This window comes from Exiguobacterium sp. s189, from assembly GCF_018617615.1.
GTDB lineage: Bacteria > Bacillota > Bacilli > Exiguobacteriales > Exiguobacteriaceae > Exiguobacterium > Exiguobacterium aestuarii_A.
This window is the reverse complement of sequence record NZ_JACSKM010000012.1, coordinates 53,993-76,084: the sequence shown is the minus strand read 5'-3', so window position 1 is coordinate 76,084 and position 22,092 is coordinate 53,993. Positions and strand designations below refer to the sequence as shown.

At 40.5% G+C, this 22,092-nt stretch carries 22 protein-coding genes; 12 read left to right on the top strand and 10 right to left on the bottom strand.

Annotated features, from left to right (window positions below):
• Positions 1-50 precede the first annotated feature (50 nt).
• The 5 genes from KNO99_RS13290 to KNO99_RS13270 all read right to left on the bottom strand — a co-directional run bounded on the left by KNO99_RS13290 (position 51) and on the right by KNO99_RS13270 (position 4,802).
• Positions 51-2,285: a VirD4-like conjugal transfer protein, CD1115 family gene (locus KNO99_RS13290; RefSeq protein ID WP_214749482.1), complete on the bottom strand. Its 2,235-nt coding sequence runs from the start codon at positions 2,283-2,285 to the stop codon at positions 51-53.
• A 143-nt stretch (positions 2,286-2,428) separates the two neighbouring features.
• On the bottom strand, positions 2,429-3,529 hold the full coding sequence (locus tag KNO99_RS13285; RefSeq protein WP_214749479.1) for a hypothetical protein: 1,101 nt from the start codon (positions 3,527-3,529) through the stop codon (positions 2,429-2,431).
• Positions 3,530-3,595: 66 nt separating this feature from the next.
• A complete protein-coding gene (locus tag KNO99_RS13280; RefSeq protein ID WP_012390467.1) occupies positions 3,596-3,820 on the bottom strand; it encodes a hypothetical protein in 225 nt (74 codons plus the stop codon).
• Between the two features lie 12 nt (positions 3,821-3,832).
• Positions 3,833-4,015, bottom strand: coding sequence for a hypothetical protein (locus KNO99_RS13275; protein WP_024127793.1), 183 nt, complete (start codon positions 4,013-4,015; stop codon positions 3,833-3,835).
• 298 nt (positions 4,016-4,313) lie between these two features.
• Entirely contained in the window at positions 4,314-4,802 is a 489-nt protein-coding gene (locus KNO99_RS13270; RefSeq protein ID WP_214749477.1) for a helix-turn-helix domain-containing protein, read from the bottom strand.
• Positions 4,803-5,106: 304 nt separating this feature from the next.
• Between KNO99_RS13270 and KNO99_RS13265 the strand changes: the two genes are divergently transcribed.
• A complete protein-coding gene (locus KNO99_RS13265; protein WP_214749474.1) occupies positions 5,107-5,361 on the top strand; it encodes a helix-turn-helix domain-containing protein in 255 nt (84 codons plus the stop codon).
• 259 nt (positions 5,362-5,620) lie between these two features.
• Here KNO99_RS13265 and KNO99_RS13260 read toward each other — a convergent pair whose 3' ends face one another.
• The 3 genes from KNO99_RS13260 to KNO99_RS13250 all read right to left on the bottom strand — a co-directional run bounded on the left by KNO99_RS13260 (position 5,621) and on the right by KNO99_RS13250 (position 7,624).
• Positions 5,621-5,956 carry a hypothetical protein gene (locus KNO99_RS13260; protein ID WP_214749471.1) on the bottom strand — a complete coding sequence of 112 codons (336 nt, stop codon included), beginning with the start codon at positions 5,954-5,956 and terminating at the stop codon, positions 5,621-5,623.
• A gap of 146 nt (positions 5,957-6,102) precedes the next feature.
• Positions 6,103-6,504, bottom strand: coding sequence for a hypothetical protein (locus tag KNO99_RS13255; protein ID WP_131458666.1), 402 nt, complete (start codon positions 6,502-6,504; stop codon positions 6,103-6,105).
• A 40-nt stretch (positions 6,505-6,544) separates the two neighbouring features.
• Complete coding sequence (locus tag KNO99_RS13250; RefSeq protein ID WP_131458667.1) at positions 6,545-7,624, bottom strand: hypothetical protein; 1,080 nt, start codon at positions 7,622-7,624, stop codon at positions 6,545-6,547.
• Between the two features lie 340 nt (positions 7,625-7,964).
• On the opposite strand from KNO99_RS13250, the gene KNO99_RS13245 reads away from it, so the two are divergent.
• A complete protein-coding gene (locus KNO99_RS13245; protein ID WP_024127802.1) occupies positions 7,965-8,990 on the top strand; it encodes a tyrosine-type recombinase/integrase in 1,026 nt (341 codons plus the stop codon).
• Between the two features lie 212 nt (positions 8,991-9,202).
• Here KNO99_RS13245 and KNO99_RS13240 read toward each other — a convergent pair whose 3' ends face one another.
• Positions 9,203-10,567 carry an AbiJ-related protein gene (locus tag KNO99_RS13240; protein ID WP_214749468.1) on the bottom strand — a complete coding sequence of 455 codons (1,365 nt, stop codon included), beginning with the start codon at positions 10,565-10,567 and terminating at the stop codon, positions 9,203-9,205.
• Between the two features lie 603 nt (positions 10,568-11,170).
• Between KNO99_RS13240 and KNO99_RS15515 the strand changes: the two genes are divergently transcribed.
• The 3 genes from KNO99_RS15515 (at position 11,171) to KNO99_RS13230 (ending at position 13,110) form a co-directional block, all read left to right on the top strand.
• The gene (locus KNO99_RS15515) at positions 11,171-11,239 is read left to right on the top strand and encodes a hypothetical protein (protein ID WP_371743097.1); all 69 of its coding nucleotides are present in this window, start codon (positions 11,171-11,173) and stop codon (positions 11,237-11,239) included.
• Positions 11,240-11,254: 15 nt separating this feature from the next.
• Positions 11,255-11,881 carry a VOC family protein gene (locus tag KNO99_RS13235; RefSeq protein ID WP_251131067.1) on the top strand — a complete coding sequence of 209 codons (627 nt, stop codon included), beginning with the start codon at positions 11,255-11,257 and terminating at the stop codon, positions 11,879-11,881.
• Positions 11,882-12,261: 380 nt separating this feature from the next.
• On the top strand, positions 12,262-13,110 hold the full coding sequence (locus tag KNO99_RS13230) for a hypothetical protein (protein ID WP_214749465.1): 849 nt from the start codon (positions 12,262-12,264) through the stop codon (positions 13,108-13,110).
• A gap of 300 nt (positions 13,111-13,410) precedes the next feature.
• Here KNO99_RS13230 and KNO99_RS13225 read toward each other — a convergent pair whose 3' ends face one another.
• A complete protein-coding gene (locus KNO99_RS13225) occupies positions 13,411-14,034 on the bottom strand; it encodes a BA5345 family protein (protein WP_214749462.1) in 624 nt (207 codons plus the stop codon).
• A 261-nt stretch (positions 14,035-14,295) separates the two neighbouring features.
• Between KNO99_RS13225 and KNO99_RS13220 the strand changes: the two genes are divergently transcribed.
• From KNO99_RS13220 to KNO99_RS13190, 7 genes are all read left to right on the top strand, one after another.
• Positions 14,296-15,732: a hypothetical protein gene (locus KNO99_RS13220; protein WP_173057563.1), complete on the top strand. Its 1,437-nt coding sequence runs from the start codon at positions 14,296-14,298 to the stop codon at positions 15,730-15,732.
• A gap of 851 nt (positions 15,733-16,583) precedes the next feature.
• The gene (locus KNO99_RS13215; protein ID WP_214749459.1) at positions 16,584-17,651 is read left to right on the top strand and encodes a hypothetical protein; all 1,068 of its coding nucleotides are present in this window, start codon (positions 16,584-16,586) and stop codon (positions 17,649-17,651) included.
• A 589-nt stretch (positions 17,652-18,240) separates the two neighbouring features.
• Positions 18,241-18,573 carry a hypothetical protein gene (locus KNO99_RS13210; RefSeq protein WP_214749454.1) on the top strand — a complete coding sequence of 111 codons (333 nt, stop codon included), beginning with the start codon at positions 18,241-18,243 and terminating at the stop codon, positions 18,571-18,573.
• Positions 18,574-19,018: 445 nt separating this feature from the next.
• Positions 19,019-19,801 (top strand): ParA family protein, encoded by a 783-nt coding sequence (locus KNO99_RS13205; protein ID WP_214749452.1) that lies wholly within the window; start codon positions 19,019-19,021, stop codon positions 19,799-19,801.
• Complete coding sequence (locus KNO99_RS13200) at positions 19,798-20,481, top strand: DUF3102 domain-containing protein (protein ID WP_214704228.1); 684 nt, start codon at positions 19,798-19,800, stop codon at positions 20,479-20,481. The genes KNO99_RS13205 and KNO99_RS13200 overlap by 4 nt, the downstream gene beginning before the upstream one ends.
• Positions 20,478-21,254 carry a ParA family protein gene (locus KNO99_RS13195; RefSeq protein WP_214749450.1) on the top strand — a complete coding sequence of 259 codons (777 nt, stop codon included), beginning with the start codon at positions 20,478-20,480 and terminating at the stop codon, positions 21,252-21,254. The genes KNO99_RS13200 and KNO99_RS13195 overlap by 4 nt, the downstream gene beginning before the upstream one ends.
• Positions 21,251-22,054, top strand: coding sequence for a hypothetical protein (locus KNO99_RS13190; protein ID WP_214749447.1), 804 nt, complete (start codon positions 21,251-21,253; stop codon positions 22,052-22,054). The genes KNO99_RS13195 and KNO99_RS13190 overlap by 4 nt, the downstream gene beginning before the upstream one ends.
• Positions 22,055-22,092 lie beyond the last annotated feature (38 nt).

Genomic DNA, 22,092 nt, shown 5'->3' with positions numbered 1-22,092 from the left:
TCTGGATTCGCTTCTCTCTCGCACTCTCGGCCATGGGTTCGGCCTCCTCTCTACGGTGTGCCTTGCTTCAGTTTCTCGAGTCGCTTCGCAATCATCGTGCTCAAAAAGCTCTTCTGGCTGTCGGTGACGTTGTAAATACCTAGGTTCAGGTTCGTCTCGAACTCGGGGAGGGACATCCCGCCGATGTCATGCCCTTCGAACATCGAGCGCAGGATGCTGTCCTGAAGCACGTCACGTACCGTCAAGGACTTGTTTTCCTGATTCGATGACGCGTTGGTATCCGTCTCGTCTTCTTGCTTCACGAAACGGACGCGGATCTGTTCGAAATCGAGACCGGCGTGACGGCAGGGGATGTCGATGTCATGCAGGGAGCGGTCCGTATCGAAGTCGTCCGCCAGGTATTCGTAGCGGTACTTCATCGCCGTCTTGCCGCTCAGGAAAATCGGATATGACTGGATACGCCGTTTCTTCGTATCTTGACGCTTGATGACACGGATGATGAGCATCTCGCCCTCTTTGAGTCCCATGACCTCGGTCGCCGTCATGAGCCGGCGACCGTCCACGTTCTCCGTCTTCGATTTCTTGAGCGAGAACGTCTGCCCGGACCGCGATTTCGTGACGATGGTCGCCTCACCGAGCTTCTTCGATATCAGTTCGGCGGTCGACTCGTCCGCGGTCAACAGATAGTGCGTATTCCCACAGTTGCCGTCAATCGTCTTCCAATCCTCTCCGTATAGGTTCTCGAGTTGGGAGTAGGCCTGGATGACGAGGTTGAATCGCATGTTCCGGCCGAGACAGACGGTGATGATATTGGCCATGCCTTCGATCGGTGGCATGTTGCCGAATTCATCGAGTAAGAAAACGACCTGACGCTCGCATTTGCCTTGTATAGTCTGCGAGGCGACCCGGGCGAGCGCCGTGTATACCTGTTTGATGTAGAGCGACGCGATGACGTTGAATGTCGGGTCATAGTCCGGGACAATCAGGAACACCGCCACAGGTTGGAGTTGATGCATCACTTCACGAATTTGGATAGAACCGTCGATAGAGTAATCGAATTGTCCGGTTTCCTCGTCCTGCGCTTCCAACTGAATCGTTGAAGTACCTGAGTCGGTCGAGATTTGAACGGTGTTTCCAGATTGAAGCGACGACGTATGGTACACGATGAAGCTACCGTCGTCGTCCGTCGTGAGCGCATGGGTTGTCCCATCGGGGAATTTGAACGTGATCCGTGTCAAAGGTTCAGTCCGTCCACTGATCCAGCGGTTGAATCCGATGCGTCGCATGTCGAGCGAGTTCATCGACGTCAGTTTCCCGGTCCCGTTCAACGTGAAGATACCGAGCTTCGCATTGGTATTGGCTAAAATACTCGCCCGTGTCTGACCACCCGAGAAGTGGAGCGTCGCGAACTGGAGCCGGGCCGGATGGTTCTCCGGGAACCGTTGAAAGAACTCGTCTAGCGCGGAGATTTCCTGTCCTTGTCGTGTCACGACCGTCCGCGACCCGAGGTCCGAAAGCATGAGCGCGACGTTGTACATGTTGATCTTCTCCGGCGTGTCCTTCGACTCCTCGCAAAGTCCGAGGATGAGCGCCGTACACAGGTCGATTGACGAGTTGGCCCAGAACGGGTCCCGCGCCTTCGGGTCATGGTACAACATGAACGCGACCGAGCGCGCATACTGTTGGGCGAGCGAATAGTTCTCCTCGAGAAATGCGTCGATCGTCAGTTGCAACAGGTTGTACGACATCGATTGGAGCGGGTTCATCAGGTTCAACACCTCGACCTGATAGCCGCGTTGCTCGAGCGTCTCCTTCGAGGCGGCGAAGAGCTCACCTTTCGGGTCGTTGATGATCAGACTCGCCTGGTCACTTGCCCGGCTGTATAGGTCAATCGTCGAGAAGACGAACGTCTCGCCCTTCCCAGATCGGGTCGTCCCGATGACGAGGTTGTTGACGGGCGAGTCATCGATGAACAGCTCGTTCTTGACACGTCCGACGGGGACACCGCCCAATCCGTCATAGCGCTTCTTCCGGTCCGGGACGCGACGGTACTGTTGTTTCAGTTCATCGAATGAGGTGAAGCGGGCGCTCCCTTTCTGATTCTTCCGCAGATCTCGGAAGTTCAGCCATACCTTGCCGAACACGACCAGTCCGATGAACAGACTGAACACAATCAGCCCGATCAAGACGGTCGAAGAGGTAAGACTTACCTCCAAGAACAAAGAGGGGGAGAGCGTCGGAATCGTCGCCCCGGCCAACAGCCCGTCTTTTAGAATTGGGATCATGATTTGTCGAATGATGTTGTAGACCCCGTTCAGCAGATAAAAAATTCCGGGCGGTACCACCAACAGGCAGAACAGGGCGGGAAAAACCAGACGTATCGGGAATCGTGGTGACAGAGACGGAGTTCTCAATTATTTCACCTACCTTAATTTGAATAAAAAATTGTTTCTCGGTTACCTTCTTCAGCAGCGATAGCGGCTTGAATCTTCTCACGAGCTGAAGTGTCTTTGCTAGAAGTTTTCTTCAGTTTCTCGTTCAGTCCGTCGATCGTGGCCGTAATGTCTTGGTACGCGTCGATTTTTTCTTGTACGGCAGGATCGTTCGTTTTGGACGCCCATTCCTTCGCGGACTCGATATCTCCTAGATAGAGATAGGCAGTCACTTTTGCCGAGATGCGAGGCGCGGTCCACTCCACGTCTTTCGTATTGGCCACAACCTCACGGTTCCGTTCCAGTACTGCGATATCGAACGCACCCTCATCGGTCGGATGTGACGCTTGGAAGTCCTGAAGCCGTCCCAATTTCTCTTTATCGGATAAATCGAGCTCGGCCAACTTCGTCTCGATTAGGATGGGGTCATCCGTGAGCTCGAGCGCTTTCTGGTCTTCTCCTTCTGCGAGATAGAGATCGACCAATAGGGCATTCCCTTCCTCGGACCGATCTTTTCGTTCCAACAGTTGGATGAGCGAAGACTCTTCGCCTTGGAGCGCCTGTTCGTAGGCGTCTAACCACCTTTTTTCAGTACCGGTCACCTGTTCGGCGTGGGCCTCCTTGTCAATGAACCATTGGGTGGCAGTGAACAGGGAGGTGAATAGAATCCCGGCCGTGGCCGCCCCGTAGATGAGGCGGCGCTGCAGTCGGGTCAGCTTCGACTGATAGGTCGATGACACAATCGGATTCGATTTGACGGGCTGACGTTTATAGTCGTCCGGTGTCTCGGACTCGATCTCGTCGAGGAGCCACATCTTCTTCGCGTTATCCTCTTTCTTCGTCCGGATCCGTTGTACCCGATCTTTCACCTGATGATACAGGTTCGGATACGTTCCTTCGGACCCGAACGTGAACGTCCCTCGATAGAGCAACTCGTCTTTCTGATCGAAGAGCCGGAAGTCACCGGAACAGCTAGTCCCTTCACTACTGAGCGCATGATGCAGGTCATGTGTCGCGACGACGGCCTCGGCGAAAGTAAACCGCTCATAGTTCTGGATCCGTGTGTCCGGCACGTCGGTGAATCGTACAAACAGCATCTCCTTCCTCCTCTCGTTTCTAGTAACAAAAAAAGCCTTCCGACTGGAACGCTGCGTGAGTGTGCATTAGAATTTAATATTCTGGTCGACCATCTCGGCGAGCGTGAACGCGCCCATGACGATGATCAGACCGACCGCGCCCCCGACAAGCCAGCCGACGGCCTTCGAGCGTCCGCGATCCCCGCCAAAGATGAAGTAGAAGCCCCCGATCGCGAAAGCGATGGCTGCGGCGATGACGGCGAGCCCTTGGAAGAACTGAAGCAAGCTGAGTCCTGTCTCATTGAGTCCCATGTCTTTCCCTCCTTAGTCCTGGTGCGTCGGCGACTTGAAGCTGAGCTTCGCCTCGAGCGCCTCCAAAATGAGTTCCTGGTTGTCCTGGATGACCTGTTGATGTTGTTCGTCGAGCCATTCCTCATAGTCCTTTCCACGGATGCGTAAGAGTTTCTCGGCGAAGCTACGGTTCTGTTTCTGTTCTTTTGATGCCACAGTACACACTTCCTTCCCTTGATCTCGTGATGTGCAGCAGCACATCATTAAGGACAGTCGGATTCGGTGCGGTGGGTTTCTAGCCGTTCCCCCACGAACTCCGCTCCTCAAAAATCTAAGGAGCTGTACAGGGTTTTTCGATGACCCGGAACGATGTGGTGACCTTGTGGCGAGTTTTAGGCGACTCTCGCCGAACCATCTATGCGTAGATCCCGCCCGCCCGGTCACTGGTGAGGGACACGCCGATATGTGATTGGATTAGACCATCCTTAAGGATATGCTGCTGCGTCGATGTCGATTACTGGCTGACTCTTTTTCGCTTCTTGACATGGATGAGCTCGTCATCTGGGTTCTTGCGCTTGGCGAGCACGTGGGCGTCACAGACGACCGTACGGATTCGATAGTAGAGTTGCGTCAACTGAACCGCTTCACCGCTCGCCTTCTCGATGCCGATGAAACCGTGCAGTTCATACGTCTTCCCGTCGAACGTACGGACCGAGTCTGCCTGCGGAAGTTCCTTCAGGTCGAACCGACGGCGCTCGAGTTTGGTGACGGAACGCTTCGCTCCGTATCCGAAATCGATAGCGTCCCACGGGACCATCGCGAGCGTGTGCCCGAACGCGCGGGCCAGGTGATCGATGTCGGCAATCGACGGCACCGAGCGATTCTGTTCATACTGACTGATAGCGGGTTGCGAGATCTCCCCGAATGTCTTTTCTGATAGTTCGATCTGTGACCAGCCTGAAAGCCGGCGGTTCTCCTTCAACCACTCCCCGAATCGATACATAAGCCTTCCCCTTTCTGTAAACCAGAGCGGCGACCAAACAGATGTTTCCTTTTGTTGGTTCCAATATAGCAGGAGTAGGAATAAAAATCATCAGTTTTCTGATATGTCAGAAATTTTACATTTGACGATTCTTGTCGAATCCGCTCTGTACAAGGGATGAAGAGCAACAGTAACTCAATATTTTCGGTTTTGTAGCACAACTGTAAAAAAATAAAGCTTTGAGTATAGAAAATAATGACAATTATTTTGATTTTAAGAGATTATGGTAGGGTAGAGGAATAGAAGACTTCATAAAGAATAAGTGATGAAGAGAGTACTTGGATCGTGGGGTGAGCAAGTGGAGTTGAACGAGGCAATCATCGAGCGGATGAAGGAGCTCGCAGCGGAACGTAATATGACTATTCATCAAGTAATTCAAAAAGGTGGATTAAATCAAGCGACGATTTCAGAACTGATGAGTGGACGTACAAAGCATCCAAAGGTGAGTACAATTCAAAAATTTTGTAATGGATTAGATATTACGATTAATACTTTTTTTGATAGCAATAAATTCCAATAAGCTTTCAAGAATCACTTTAATATCTAAACCAAAATTTCAATCAACATTTATTTTTGGAAGTTTCAAGTCGAGAATTGATATGTTAATTTAATTTTCTTATGTCTAATCATATATCACCTTATTAAAAAACATCTTATAAGACTTGGATATGAAGATCCAAATCTTATAAGATGTTTCGCAATAAATAGGCACTTACTTGTTTACAACTAAGGTCTGAGACTTTATTAAAACTAATTTAAATAATTATATAGCTAAGTTATTAAAATGGAGAAGGAATACCTAAAGCAGAGGCAATAGTAGCTAAAGAGGCAACGTTCCCTAAAGTTTTACCCAATAATCGAAGTAATTTACTAGTTTTTTCTGAGTCATGGTTATCTACCGCTTGTCTAAGAGACTCTAAATTAGTTTCAGCCTGATCACGCTCATCTTCATCTGGGATTTTTTGAATGTTCTCTAGCAAATCACTAAAAGCTAGTTCAATTTTTTCAGAATCAATATTACCATTGAATTCGTTATTATTGTTATCTGACTGAATGTTAAAATTCCCATTTAAAGATGAATTATTGAAACTTCCTTTGATTTCTCTATTATTCATATGAACGGCGCCCTTTCCCGAATGATGTAAAATTTGATCGATTTGAATAAATACAACAGATGGAGAATGTTTCTTCAAAAAATTTATTTGTCCATTATCCAATTCAGATAATAAACTAGACGACCAAGAGGAAGCTACTCCTGGATTCATGAAAGGGACAGACTGAGAGTTTTTTTTTTAGTACTAGTTGCAGAGGATTCTCTTATAAATTTTTTATATTCTGAGTTAACTTCAAAAGCTGGAAAATACATGCTTTCATCCACTTCATAAAACTCCCCGCATGTTCTACATGTAAATTCAACGGGAAAGTCACTTGCATTTTTGCTAATTTGAATAGTTCGCAAACATTCGTAGTTTGGACAACGAAGTTCCCAAAGTAAATTTAATCTTCCTTCTTCGGCCATCTCAATTAAGTATTTAAATGTACGACTAGGGGAAGTTTTTGCATACTTAGCAACAGCTGTAGGATAAAAACGAATAATTGGACTACGTGCAATTGTATCAACATATTCGTTGACCAAATACTTCTCTTGCCAAGGATATGACATTTCTCTTCCCCTTTCGTTCAAAAATAGTATTATTTAAACTTCAAGAAATTATAACATTTCTTCTTACAAAGTCAATAACATCTTCTGTCGCAGAAGTGGCGAAATAAATACTTTTACTCTTTATTCCTAATCTAATAGTATATTCTTTTTCAACGCCTTCTTCAGGATATTTAAATCTAATAAATCCTCCTTGGTGTTGAAGGTAGGGATTTAAGGAATCGTATAAAGACAATCCACGGAGTTCGCGCTCCCCGCCAAATCCTACCTTTTCTAAACCGTTCAAAATCAACGCCGCGAAAGGTACAGTAAGAAGTTGCTCGTCAAATACTTCATTAGCTTCCATAAGATCGTTTTCAAGTTCTGAGATGTCATTTGATTTCAAATAACTATCTAGAGAATTAAGAATTTTTACAACAGCACTACCTTGTGCAGGAGAAAGATCTTCTACTACAAATTCCGGTTTTGAAACCACATCAATAAGCTCTCCATTTAACTGAGTGGCAATCTCTTCAATGTTGGTCCCGTAAGGTGCCACAACTTGTTCTAATATCACTTCACTATCAACTAATTTCGCAAGAGATTTAGCCACTTTATCTGATTTACGGGCATCTGATCTAACTTCAATAAGACCAGTCGATTCGTCTATAAATACTGTAGTAATCTCACTTCTAGGTGAAGTCTTCATTTCCGTTAAGTGATATTCTCGACTAACGCCACTTTTGTACATGAATCTTAAATAATACTGCGTTTCAACATCACCTTCTGCTCCTGCAACAATCACTGGATCAGTCGTTAGACTTTCAATTGAAGGAATTCGAGTTTCTTGAAACAAATTAAAATTTGTATTCTGAATAATTTTATTTTTAATGTCTTTGAATTCAGTTCCTCGTTCTAGACGATACCACGTTACAGAAGTTTTTCCTGCTAATAATCTTTTCTTTGATCGTTCCAACGCATTGATTTGCTCTCCGTGTTGTTGAATGTGATTCCAAACTGATGTAGCAAGTTCATGAGCATGACCATTATCATCAATGTCAAAATCTGTACATATTTCTTTTAACGTATCTTTCGGAAGCTTTACAATGTCTGTCAAAAAAACAATGTTAGTTAGCTTATTCATAATCATGATTCCCCACTTTTTATAATATTAATTACTTTTTAATACATTTATCACCTTAAATAATCTCATTCTATCTTTATTATAGAATGTCCTTTCCCTTTTCATTTTTTTATAACAAATATTTTTTTATTCGATATTAACTTGTGATAATATAAGGTTATCACAAGTTAAGGATTATTATTTGATTTATATGTTAATGGCGTATTACTTTATATTCACTAAAACAGATATAATAATCATTGTATTTTAAATAAAATACATACGTATTACATTAAAAAGACCTAGATACTATTCATATTTTTCATTTTTTATAAAAATTGATTAGAAAAGAGGAAGAAGCATGGAGATCAAGAAAAAGCAGCAGGCGTTCGAAGTGGCATTGCGAGAATTGACCGGGGCGAATCCTAAATTAGCCGAGGCGCTGAAAAAGGACCATATCGATCTCGATACGTTAACTGACATCGAAGTGATTGAATTGTTTTGGGCAACGGAATTATTCCCAATCTACGCTGATAAGAGTCCGCACACTCGTCGTGCCTATAAGCAAGATCTCGAGTTCGTTCTCAGTTTTGTGATGACCAATACCGAAGGTCTAAAGCGCTTAACCGTTCTAGATATTCATCGTTATTTGTTTGAAGTAAACGAGCAATATTCACCTCGCACGGCACAACGCAAGAACAATATGTTAAAGCGTCTCTTAACTTACCTTCATATCAATCAATATCATCAACACAACTTAGCTTTCCATGTAAAAAATCAGAAACGACCAGAACCCCTTCGTCGAGAAGTTGATTTTGAAGAGATTGAACGCATTGCTGAATCATTTCGGCATACAGTTCAACGAGCACAAAAAAAGGAACTCATAGAGCTCCGAAATGAAACCATTGGTTATTTGTTGTTGACGACCGGAATGCGTGCTTCAGAACTTCTCTCCGTAAAATTCAACGACGTGAAGCGGAACAAACACACATTCTATATCGAAGTGAGAGGAAAACGTGATAAATGGCGTCGAATCCCACTCACAGAAAAAGCGAGTCATCTGATCAATCAACTACAAACACTCATGATAATTGAAGAAGTGGACTCTCCTTACATCGCTTTCAGCACAAAGAAGTCAGGAAACCCAATGACATATGAAGCAATTCGTTTAATGACCCATAAGGCAGTGGAGTTTGTAGCAGCAGAGAATACCAATCCACCTCATTGGTTCCGCCGTGCTTATATCACGAAACTCCTTGCTAACGGCAATTCGCTAATTGGTGTTATGCAGTTGGTCGGTCACGAATCGATAAACACGACGAACGGTTACTTGCAATCACTTGATCGACTCTCAAACATATCGAACGCTGACTTACCATTTGAATAAATCCCTGAACACTCGGATAAAGTTGTTTCGTTGAACATTAAGATACCTATCATCATCTTAAAGGCAGCATAAATCAATTATAGACGTGCTAGGTTTTCTTCTATTATCAATAAAACCTTTGCAACTTATAAAGAAGAGCGAGCAGGAAAGCATCTTGTTTTCAATCTCTAAAAACTAACATTCCACTTATATTTAATTTCTATTTTTGGTTATTAGGCATTTGTAGTTTTAATGTCGTACTTCTTAAAGAAGCTGTTAAAGAAGTTTTTTATCAGTTCAGCACTTTTATCTTCATTCATTAATTCATAACCACCGAATCTGTAGACATCATACCCATGTAACTTCAAATCCCGATCTGCCGAAACCATCTCTGCATACCTTTGAGGACTAGCAACGTTTTCTTCTGAATAATGTTGTTTCCCGTCAATTTCAATAACAACTCTTTCTCGATTTGGAAGAAGTAATAAGAAATCCATTCTCTGACGTGGCAGATAAATTTCTCCATTCCGCTGTCTTTTTGTATAGGGATCATAATGAAGGTAAACTTGAGGGATTAGTGCGGGCAGGTTTTGATGATATTGACCTCTGAATAACTGAAAATACGCTTTAAAGAAAGTAATTTCTGGGGGAGAGTCTAACGAACTTAACAATCGTTTATACAGCGAAACTTCTTTTTCTTTATAGGATGTCAGTGTAGGATTCATACCGCTCCACCAATCAACTAATTCTGCCCAGTACAATCCATCAGAAGATATTGGATTTTCATAAACCAAACAGTTGTCTTTGTGCTTTACGATGGCAATGTCATTGTTGAGAGAATCATTTATAATAATTTCTGGCTTAGCGCCTACAGCAGCAAAAATAAGGTTCTTTACTTCGCCTCTCACTCCGTTTTGAATTCTAATAACTTTATAGATCGGGTATCCAGAGAGTTGGCTAGTAGGATACAGATAAAATCCATCACTATGCAAATGTTCATTCAATAAATTGATATATGCCTCTTGGGAGGATTGATCTCTTATCATCGGATGAACTAATTGCTCTAAAAAATTCATGAATTCTTGGTCATTTTTTATCAATAATTCAAAGTATTCCTCCAATAAGAACTGTTCATCATAGTCATAATTATTAATCATGTGTTGCCAAATATCCTGAGCAGCGGTATCAAATCTACCATCTCTTGAAGGCATCGCGTCTAAATCCCAAATTCTTTTAAAGAAAGAAACTACATCTGCTCTACCCCATAAATCAGTTCGCTTGTATAGCTCATCAAAAATGTTTTTTCTAGTTATTTCACTGATTTCAAAAACCCCTTTGGGATTCACACTGTACATTAATTTTGATAGAGACTTGGCACTTTCTCCATAGTCGTCAATAATTCTTTTAGAAAGGTCCAAAAGAAAGAGTTGATTCTTCCCCTTTAACCTCTTTTGGACATACAACCTCTTACTAGAGAACGCCTCACTTTCTTCTCCATCGTCTAACCCATATCTTCCACAGACAATCGGCAAATTATAAGCTTTTTCTCCACTTAAAATATTTGAAATCTCCTCAACTATTTGATTTAATTTTGCCACGAGATCACTCCTCACGATGATTGGATAATCCTAATTAACTTCAATATACTTAATAACGATCATTTGGGGCGTTTATTCTCCCGTATACTCAACGGACATAATATCTTCTATATCATTACTAGGCCTAAAGAACACGGCGAACGGACGAAATATTGGATGAGGCTTTAGGGCTTCCCGGTCCGCGACCAACACTTTTTCTCTGTCATGGCAGATCATCAAAAAAGGGGATTTATAACCGAGCTAAACCTTGACTACTACCTTGATGATAAGCCCGAAGTTTTTAACGTATTGAAAGAGTTCAATGGAACAAAACGAGCCCTGACTTACAATCGGCACTTAACGTTCTCAAGAATAGTAGGTTGGACAATACATTCATAATTTTCTTGAAGGAGTCAAACAAAGAAAGTAGTAGACAGGACTTCACTTCTGACTCATCTCCATTCATCAGCGAGAATTAATAAGTGAATTCAGAAGAATTTTCAAGTTTAGCGGTAGTGGAAAATTCACACTGTTTCGATTCGTTATCAGAATACCTTTATAAGAAAAATTCAAAATGGCCTTCCATCGTCCCCTATCACTTTTGTCAGTCACGTTCACCTTAAATTGTTAGATATCGAGCGCTCATTACGTTTTTATCAGGATGTCATCGGTTTTAAGATTTACGAGAGATAGTCAAAGGTTGCCAAGTTGACTGCAGATGGTATGACTGTGTTGCTATCAATCGATCAGCCAGAAAGAGCGACCCAAATATTTCGTCGTACGACGGGATTGTATCACCTAGCTTTTCTATTACCTAATCGCTTCGACTTAGGAAGAGTTATCAAACAGCTTTTAAAGCAAGAATATCCATTACAAGGAGCCCCGGACCATTTAGTCAGCAAATCCCTCTATATGACGGATACGGATGGGAACGGAATTGATATTTATTTTGATTGTAACTCATCAAAATGGGTTTGGAGAAATAATGAAGTCGTGATGCCTTCAGAACCCTTAGAGGCTGATAAGCTGCTAGAGGCCGCGTCGGAATCAACGTGGGATGGTTTGCCAACCGCCACACTACTCTGTCATATTCATTTACATGTCAATGATATGAGCAAGAATCTAAACAAGGGGCTGGGGTTCAAGGTCGTCAGCCGTTATGGTGAGCAGGCGAGTTTCATCTCTGATGGTAAATATCATGATCATATCACTTTGAATAAAAAGAGAGATAACATTGTTTTTCAGTTAAAAGCTATCGGAGCTATGATAAGCACGAAACGAAAAAAGTTTGTTGTTACTGCCCCCTCAGGAAATCGTATTTACTTGTCTTACTGATTAAGTATAATGATTGGATTGGAGTCTTAAATGGTTCTCCTTTCATTTTCAAATGTTAAATCTTATCAGGTTATGTTGAAAACGTTAGCTTTGTGCTAGCGTTTTTTTGCATTACGATTTCAGGAGAACACGAGAATCAAATGTCAGAAGTAAGTACTCTCTTTTTTACACTACAATATTAATTGTCTTTCTTTCTTGATTCGTACCTTTTTATGATTTCCTTTCCTTTAACGTTTATCTATTCAATCTCAATTTTCTTATTCCTGAATTTATTGTTTCTGTAGAAATAATTTTTGCAATATGTACGTCAATTCTCATTTAGGTGTTTATTATGTGTTTCCTATAAAATATAGTTACTTATGATGAAAGGAATGAGTTCAATGGGTAGAGACAAAAAAGAAGACATGAAGCAATCTGGTCGTGAATTTGCTCTGGATACATTTTTGACCGTAGGAAGTGAAATAAGTGCGGAAGTTGCTAAGAAGTCTATCGCAAGTGCGGCAGGTGATTTAGCTGTAGATGCGGCGAGCTCATTTATCCCCGGGGTATCAGGGGCAGTTCAAGGCTATAAACGTGCTCGCTTCGAAAGAAACATGTTACGTGTCGCTGAAGAGTTAAATTTAAAGATGAAATCCCTTCAGTCGAATCTCGATTCTAAAACCAGTGAACAAAAAGAACAGATTGATAGACTGTTTCAATATGTAATAGACTCGGCGATAGACGAACAACAAGAAGAAAAAATTAAGTACATGGTCAATGGATTTGTACAAATCACGAAACATGATTTTTTATCAGAAGACTTTGTTTTAACTTATTACGACGTGTTGAAAGAATTGCGAATAATCGACATTTCAGTTTTACGGCTAATGAATTCGACTCGCTTCTGGTATCAAGAGGGTGCTAGAGAGACATTTCATGATGTCATGGAAAGACATGGGATATCCTATGAGCAGTATGAAGCAGTAAGAAGAAATTTGCTTCGGATCGGTTTATTGACAACTCGCACAGATCTTAATGTCGTTGATGATCTCAAAGAAATTTCCAAGACATTCAAAGATATTATTACATACCTTGAAAAACTTTCGAATCCGAAGTCCAATCGTTTACCAAAATTGAAAGAGCCTAAATTTAAATCTAAGGAGCAGTTCGAAATCTCAAGGTTCGGGAAAGATTTTATTGATTTCTTTTTTGAAATGAACCAGAACGAAGAGGAAGAACCTTTGTTATGATAATTGTTCTTTTTGCAAAGATCGACTTCTATCCAGACTCTTTTTTACTTCCCATCAAGAATATGATGAATGCTTTCGTGTCTACTTGGTTGAAATTTATATTTGGTAAATCAAATGAATATGTAAGATGCTGAAAGTTTTCATCATAACGAGTAAAGATATTTCATCAAAAAGAGATGATTCTAGAATATATGAATCATCTCTCCTTTTAGATGAAAAATAAATTAATAAGGCATTTTTATAATCACTAGTCTATCTTGTATTTTTAGAACCATGATTTAAGTCCTTTGGTACATCGCTTCAAGATAGGTATTTATTTAACATATTGATCTGAAACGCTCGAAGATTATCGGAGAAGTATCTATAGTTAAAAGAAGCCGCAACTAAAATAATGGATTGCATCACAATACCTATATAAAATAATAATGGTTCTTCACCTGTGATTAAACTCCGGACTAACAAGAAGAAGATAAGCATTAGTGACCCTGTCGTACTGACGAACAATGTTCCAACCCCATGGATTGTGCTCAACAAATGTCTATATCTCCCCTCTAAATAAGCACGGACTCCCTCATCCTGTTCCAATAACATAGATTGCCACACGTGTTCAAGATAGTAGTAATCTTTATTTCTATTTTCGTAAAGCTTGCCAAAGTTCGCATCTGTAGAAAACTTGTCTCCTAATTCGGTTCTAAATCTATTCAGACTGTCTTTTGTTCTAAAACTCCAAAAACAGACAAAATAGACTTGATAAATTAGATAGCCCAAGGGAACTCCTGCAACTATCAAAGATATTAATAACGGAACATTTTTTATGAATTCGGAATAATCATTTTGCGTAAATGAAAAATAAAAGAATAACCAAAAAATGAACACCCATCCTGGTATTCCCCATCTAATTAAATATTTCGTTTCAAAGTTCATCCAATCAATCTCCTTTTTTCTTATAGAGTATCACGTTTCAGTCGTAACACTGCTAATTAGAAATTTAATTTCAGGTCGATGTTTCTATATATCTTTTCTACATCCACTTCTTATTTCAGACATCATTTTAATTTTAGTCCCTTTCTAAAAAAAGTATGCGCCGGCGCACACTTTACGGTATTTGAAATAAATAAAAAGCTGAATTACAAAAGTATGCTTTTTTACAAATGTGCTATATTTAGTGAAGAAGAGGTGATTAACATGGAGAATCATTCATCCTCCAACAGCCGCTCGCAACAACTCATTATTTCGCAAGCGGTTAATACAATTAAGCAGCATGGTATGGAGGAGATCCTCCATAGTGTATCCATTTTTGATATTCAGGAATTTGTCTCAACACTCTATCAGGAGCACTATGCGCTTGAAAATATCGAAAGCGCCTATAAGAAGATTCGTTATTACTCTTTTATGAAATTAAAGCGTCGCTGGGTAAAAACAGCCGTGCGAAATTATCAAGAGAATCGTGGTTACAACAAAGAACTTCGAGCCAAACACGACATGATCTCAGCTTATGTAAAAGTTGCAGGTTTTGAAGGACTTTACAAAGAGTTTCACGTGAAAACAATTGAAGACTATATGAATCTCTGTATCACTGAGATTGAAGAGTGGGCAGAAGATCCAAACCAACTAATCCATACGTATCCGTACTGGTCTCAAAAAACCGTCAATCAAAAAACTACGACGTTAAAAACAGATGTGCTCATGATATTAGGGGAAGTTGCAAAGGAAATTGATTCAACTAAGCGTGTAGCACATCATTCACCAACACTTGCTGTTGATATTCCATTTTTCGGGATGTCTGATCGCATCAAAAATAAAACTGAACAACTTGATGAGAAGCTCAATGATGCGTCACAACTTAATCTCGAGCTTTTGAACTACGACTCGGTCGTCCCCAAATATAAAGATGGCGTTCCACAGAACCTTTCTGTTCTAGTTAGTAAAGAGTTCATTCAAGAGTTAAATGGTAAAGTGCCTGATTTAGACGCAAAAGACTTCGAGGCCTTCACCGAGATCTTGTCATACCGGGATATCTCGTTCCAAACGAGTCGTAAGATCATCTTTCCGCTCGTTCAATTAGTTGAAAAACTCTATGCTAACAAGAGTGGAAAGAGCTACGACTTAACAACAAAACGCCTTATGAAACTGGGTTATTATCGAGTAGCTGGGCACAATGAAGAAGGAGATTTCTTTATCCGGGGCCTATTTTCTTCCGTTACCATCAAGAACGCCACAACCCTTGCGGATAGTCAGGTCATCGTCACAGTAGCTGAAGAAGTGTATGATGATCTACTCAAGCAGCAAATCGTCAGTATCTATGGTGAACAGATTGAACAGTTGAAAGGGAGCTTTGCCTATCATTTGGCATTTGTCCTTCAAAAAGAACGCATTGCGTCGCTTCAGACAGGGGAGCAAAGCCCGGTTCGTCGGCATTGGCGTCAATTTACTTATTCGATTCGCTTTAATAAATCACGAAAGTCAGAGAACTTGCGGGAACTTGAGGCAAATCTTGATCGCATTAAAGAACATGAATTTATTTTGAAAGATTGGCATCGTTCGGGCGACTACTATTTCTTCACATTTTACCCGCTCGAATCATGGGAGTTATTAAATCATCCCGATACATTGCTACTTTAATAGAAGCAAAACATAGAAGAAGCCTACTGTATTGAAGGCTTCTTCTTTTCTATGCTTACTCTATAGTTTATGTTTCACATGGAACGTTTTTAGATGAAGTGGGGATTAAATACAGGTGAGTGCCAGTATTTAATTATCAGCTGTATCCTATCAAACTACATTTATGCGATTTGGACAAATCATTTTTTTAATTAGTTGCATAAGCTTGTCGTACTGAAATGACACTTATGAATAATTTAGAAAGAACATTCTTACCAAATTGTTCGCTTTAGGGTGAAATGATTCGTAAAAGTGCGTACTGAAACGACATTTTAATTGAATTTGGTCGCAAATTGCCGTACTAAAATGACACGCCTCTTAATTTGGTCGCAGATCATCGTACCGAAACGACATTTATTTGGTTTTTGTCGCAATTTGTCGTACTGAAACGACACTTCTCAACTTTTTGATGAAAAACTAAAAAAAAATTAAGTGTCTGTCTCTTAAAAATGGTCGCAAATCATCGTACTGAAACCGCATTTTCGATTGTTTTGGTCGTGAATCGTCGTACTGAAACGACACTTTTATTAAAATGGTCGCAAACCGTCGTACTGAAACGACATTTTAACTACTTTTCGTATGAAATTTCTACTCTGAATCACTCTCAAATGGCTTTCTTAAGCAATTCCTCCTAATTTGGTCGCAAACCATCGTACTGAAATGACACATTTTTATAGCTCTAAAATGGCTTAACATCAACGTTTCATCAAATTTGGTCGTGATTCATCGTACCAAACCCACACTTTGACACTATCTCGAAAGAACAAGATACTAAAACTAGCATATTTTAGGATAGAGGAGGTGTAGGGTACGTGGCTTACAAAAACCGTCACATTTTAGTTGCAAACAAACTACTCGTCGCGATGAGTGGCTTAACTCGTTGGACGAAACGAGCTGATCACTATCGCTATGAACAGCATCACTATAACATCCCTACATGCTTCACTTCTTTTAAGTGGACAAAGTCACGGATTCGTCATGTCCTTACACTTCTTTCTTATGCAGATGACCAAGGCAAGATTGAGTTTATGGAAGATACAGAGCTTGCTTCTTCCGCTCATACATCTGTCCGTTCTTTACATAATAACTTAAAAACATTTGAGAGCCATGGCTTGTTACGGCTTGTCCGGCATTTCCCTGGAGTGCTCTCGATTGAACTGACCGATTATCTTGAGAATTATCGTGACCTTTATGTTGACGGAGCCTCTGTCGTTTCGAAGACCGGGTACACGTCTATTTGGCATGATCTTCTTTCCGAACTGCTCACGCTTGATAACGTGAACGCTTTGCGTCTTGCGTTACGTACACTCGTACAAGTTGAAAAAGATATCCATGTTCAATCACATGACCAAGCCATCCTTACCTATGACGAGATTAAAGGCTTCTTGCCTAAATACTGTGGGCACAAACTTGCCATTCAAAAGATGATGGATCGTTTGAAGTTCCTTGAAGTGTCCCTTGTAGAAGGCAGCCGTCATTTCTTAAATGTGGTGAAGCAAAATCTCACGCTTAAAAAACGCGTTCAAGATATTACACGTCCAGTCCTCGTTGAATTGACATTAGACAAGTCTCAAGACAGTAAAGTGATCCGAGAAGAAGAGCGTTCAGATGCTCAAATTGCTTGGTTCGAGTTGCGTAAGCGCGTTGGTGAGTTCTTCGATTTCGATGCACTAAAAGTAAGCCGTGAATCTCTCTATTCAATGAGTGATACGTTTGGTGCATCAGCGTTCCGTGAAGTCTTGGCTGACTTGAAACAAGCGTTTCTTCACCATCGTGAAGACTTAATTCATTCAAGTGAGCATCAACTCTTCTTCAATGAGCCGATTCTTTACCTTCATCAACAACTAAAACATAAAGTGGAAAAATTGACGATCGCATGATGGTCTTTTTGGCATGCCTCATTTTGAAAAATTGTATGAAAACATCCCGAATCTATATCCATTGTTGATTCATTCCATCAAAAGGCATCGTATATGACCTGTGTTTCATAAGGTCATTTTTATATTTTACATCTTTGGAAAAAAATCAAATACAATCGTTTTTATTTCAAATATATAGCGAATAAAATTGGCTGTTGGATATGATTTATCAAAAAGGAAATGAAAAAAAAATAGCCCCTTTGAATAAAAGAAACTATAGCTGACATATTTACAATCTTCTAAATCTCTCGAAAACGTTGGTGTCAAAAGGATTTTCGGACTTTCATTTTTCCTAATTCTTTTAATCTATCTTTAATTCTTATTCATTCTATTTAATCTTTTTTACTCATAAGAATATGGTTTTGTATTCCTCTCTTAATCGATTAGATCTGAGCGTTTGATTACATGTACATTCTCTAAAGACTTAAATCATAGTAATCGTTCAAAAAACCGTTCATACAATATCATGAAGATGTCACATCCATGATGACTTAATCCTATATACCCCTCATACAATAAAGTATATATCATCTTCTAGGAGGTCTTTCCTATGAAACAAAGTATTCGCTATGATGTTGATTATGTATTCGCTGGTTTTGACAATATTGAAAAGTATGGACATTGGACATATCGTGATGAGATTACAGATCTAGAACTTAAAAACGCAGGAGAAAATATTGAGGATCTCGTATTTACGGGTCAAATGTTAGATGAAATTTTTGCAACTGAAATTTTCTATCAGTACGTGACACAACTAATCGGTTCCCCTTGTGTCACAACCAATGCAATATTTGAACATTTACACAACGAAGATGACGGTGTCTATACACTAGGATCACTCTCTGTTTCGCTGATGGAACCAACCTATCAATTTGACATGTAATGTATACATCATTAGAGCTACACGATTGTCTTCGCTTTTATTTGATCTCATCTTATCTATGTTTCCATGTTCGGTATTTTTAACTTTAAATATGTATGGCCAGAAACTGTATGCTCCTTTAGTATTCACATATCCTGATAAGGGCTTAGCTCAAGTTTCTATGTATTATTCATTTACTAATTTCAAATTCGAAGACTATAACCCAAGGTTGTAGTCTTTTTTCTGTTTCAAATAGTAAAACACTCTTGAGGTGAGAGTCGAAAGTATACATTTCGACATCGAAATGTATACAAATTAGATGATAAATTTAAGAGTATAAAACATGTATACAAACTATTTTTAGGTTGTATACAAATTATTTATTTAAATATGTCAGTTGTTCATTATTTTTAGTTGTTCCATAAAATAGAGTGTGGCATCATAAGAACTAGAAAGGGGAGAGGACATGAATATATTAACGTTTTACATTTCGAAAGGTGGATCGGGTAAAACCACCTGTTCCTTGAACATGGCCTATGCATTAGGAGAGTTAGGGGAACGTGTTCTTCTCATTGATTTAGATCCCCAGGGTTCTCTTAGCAAACTAATGTTAAAAGAATCCGATACGATCAAATACATGACTATGTTTGATGTACATACACGAAATTTAGATATCAAAGACATTCTATTTGATGACGAAACGTATCATGTCAGTCTTCTTCCTTCAAATGAACGAAATGCAAGGTTAATCAACTTACTCTCTGAGCAAGATAAGCTCTTCTTATTAAAAGATATGATTGCACCGCTCGAAGATGAATTTGATTGGGTCATTTTAGATTCAGTTCCTTCGATCAACGAACTCTCAAAAGTTGTCTTGTCGACTGCCAATACCACCATTATTCCATTTATGCCGAAAAAGCTTGTCTTTGATCAGCTAGGAAGTACCATTCGCACCGTACAAAAGGTGAAAAAATTCTATAATCCTGATTTAGAGATTGCCGGGGTCTTGCCTGTGGCGATGGACCATACGTTAAAAGCCGATAAAGAATACTTCGAAGCAATGGAACAAATTGCGTTGACTGAATCGTTGCCTATTTTACCTGTTATCAAACGATCGACATTTATTGAAAAAGCAGCGGATAGCGGAAAAAGTGTCATTCAATACCGCTCCAGAGAATCAAAACAGTTATCTGAACCGTTTCGAGAGTTGGCAAACATGATCCGAACAGCCAGAGGTGATTCTGTATGAAGGCCAGAAATCGTAACATTCATAAAATCAAACCGAGTGAGCAACACCCTTATCAGAGCGGTTTAACGAATATCAGTTCACTGGTTCAAAAGCTGCCAATTTCAAAGGAAGTTGAAGACCTCGTTCATGAAATCAATGAACTCGCCAAAGTACAAACCATTTCCGTATTTGAGATTGGCAAACGTCTAGTGATCGCCCGTTCTGAGATGCATGATAAAAAAGAGTGGGGGACGTTTTTAGAAGCGGTCTCCATGTCCGCCTCACTTGCCTCACGATATATAAAAGCCTATGAGACGCTGCATCCACTCGAGTCATCGCTAACCAGTCTACCAGCATCCAAAATTTTTGAACTCATGTATCTCGATAATGTCGATGAGGTTGTCGAGCAAGGATTATATATCAATGGTGAAAGAAGACAGGTAGAAGAACTCACGGTCAAACAGATCCGTGATCTTCGAAAAGGGAACACTCATACACCCCTTAAAGTGAAACCATTTCAACAAGAAAAAAAGTCATCTTCGATCTTGTCCGCGCGTATTCCAAGTGATCTTTCGGAACAATTTCAACAGTATGCCCATGCACATAATCGTAGTGTCAGTGAGTTACTAGCTGAAATGATTGAGCGAACTGTATCAGACAATATAATTGAAGCCACAGATGAACAAGGAGAACAGTCATGAAGAAAATCGCATTGTACAATCGTAAAGGTGGAGTTGGAAAATCAACGACAACCATCAATTTAGCGCATGCCTACGCACGGGATGGCTTACGTGTACTCGTGATTGATGCCGATGATCAGGCGTCTTCAACGAATGGATTAGGTCTGACGAACGATTATGAAGGGAAAGTGCTATTGGATTGTCTACTCGAAGACAACGATCCATTTTATACACCGATTGAACAAGTCGTCGTCACTTGTGAATATGAGACTGGAACTATTTACTTAGTTCCGACAAGACGGTCTGCTTCACCGAGTGATTTAACGAGTCAAATTGGTTATGAGTACCGACTCAGTGAAGAGTTGGCCAAACTAGATGAACTATTTGATATTTGTTTAATTGATTGTCCTGGTTCGACGTCAGCATTGAATCCTTATGCGCGCTGCGCTCTTGTCGCACAAGATCGAATTATCATGCCTGTACAGATGCAAAAGTTTTCGATGGATGCGGTATATTCGGCTCCTGAAGAGTTAGAAGAAATGAAACGATTCCGAGAAGATATTCATATCGCAGCGTTTATCCCGACAATGGTCAGTGCACGTTCTAAAGGGGATACGACGACGGTAGAAGAACTTGAGGAACTCGGAAAAGAGGTCGGGATTCCTGTCCTTACAACAATCCCGTATGCCGTTAAGGTACAAACCCTACAACGGGAATCTAGACCTGTGATCGATCATAAAAGTCCCGCAACGGATGCTTATTTACAACTTGCCCAGGAGGTACTTTCTTTATGAGTCGCTCTCGTAAAAAACATACACCAAAAATTTCGACATTCAGTGCCAATTTACCGGTGAAACAAGGAACACAATCAAATGAAAATCGTACGGATCAAGTGGAAGCTGTCAAAGAATTTTCTGCAACGAGGACTATCACGAATCCGTATCAATCCTTACCAGCAACCGGACTTTCTCGTATTATTACAAAAAAATTACCTGAAGACATGGAAGGCATTGTTCAATACTATAATCACATTGATGCGATTCAGGCGACGAGTTTTGTCGAAAAATGTCGTATTCTTGCGCATGCAAATAGCTTGTTCCGTGATCCGGAAACAAAAAAGGAATTTAAACAAGAAGAAGGAAATTGGAAAGATTTCTTAGCGAAGATTGGGATGTCTCATTCTCAAGTGAATCGTTTCATTTCTTTTTGGAATACGTTTGGTCCGAATATTTTAGAAAAAACGATTGAACAAGATTTTAGTGCGACCAAGTTAGCGGAACTCTTGTCATGGCCGGAAGACCCAAAGCTCGCATTACTTGAGAGTAAGAAATACTATACAGCAAATGGGGACAAAACAGTTTATGAAATGACACGTGAAGAATTGCGTGAAGTGAAGCGTATGTTGATCGAGCGTCAAGAGCAGCGCGTTATTGAAGCTGATTCTACCACAGTGAAACCTATGAAGGTCCACATTCGATTTTCAGATTTAACGGATCCATTATATGTCGGATTAACACAAGCTGCTAAAAAAGAACATGTGTCTGAAGATGAAATTATTCGTCGAGCCTTAAATAAGTATTTGAATGAATCCTGAGACATCCTAAGAAATAGACAATATACTGTGGATTTGTT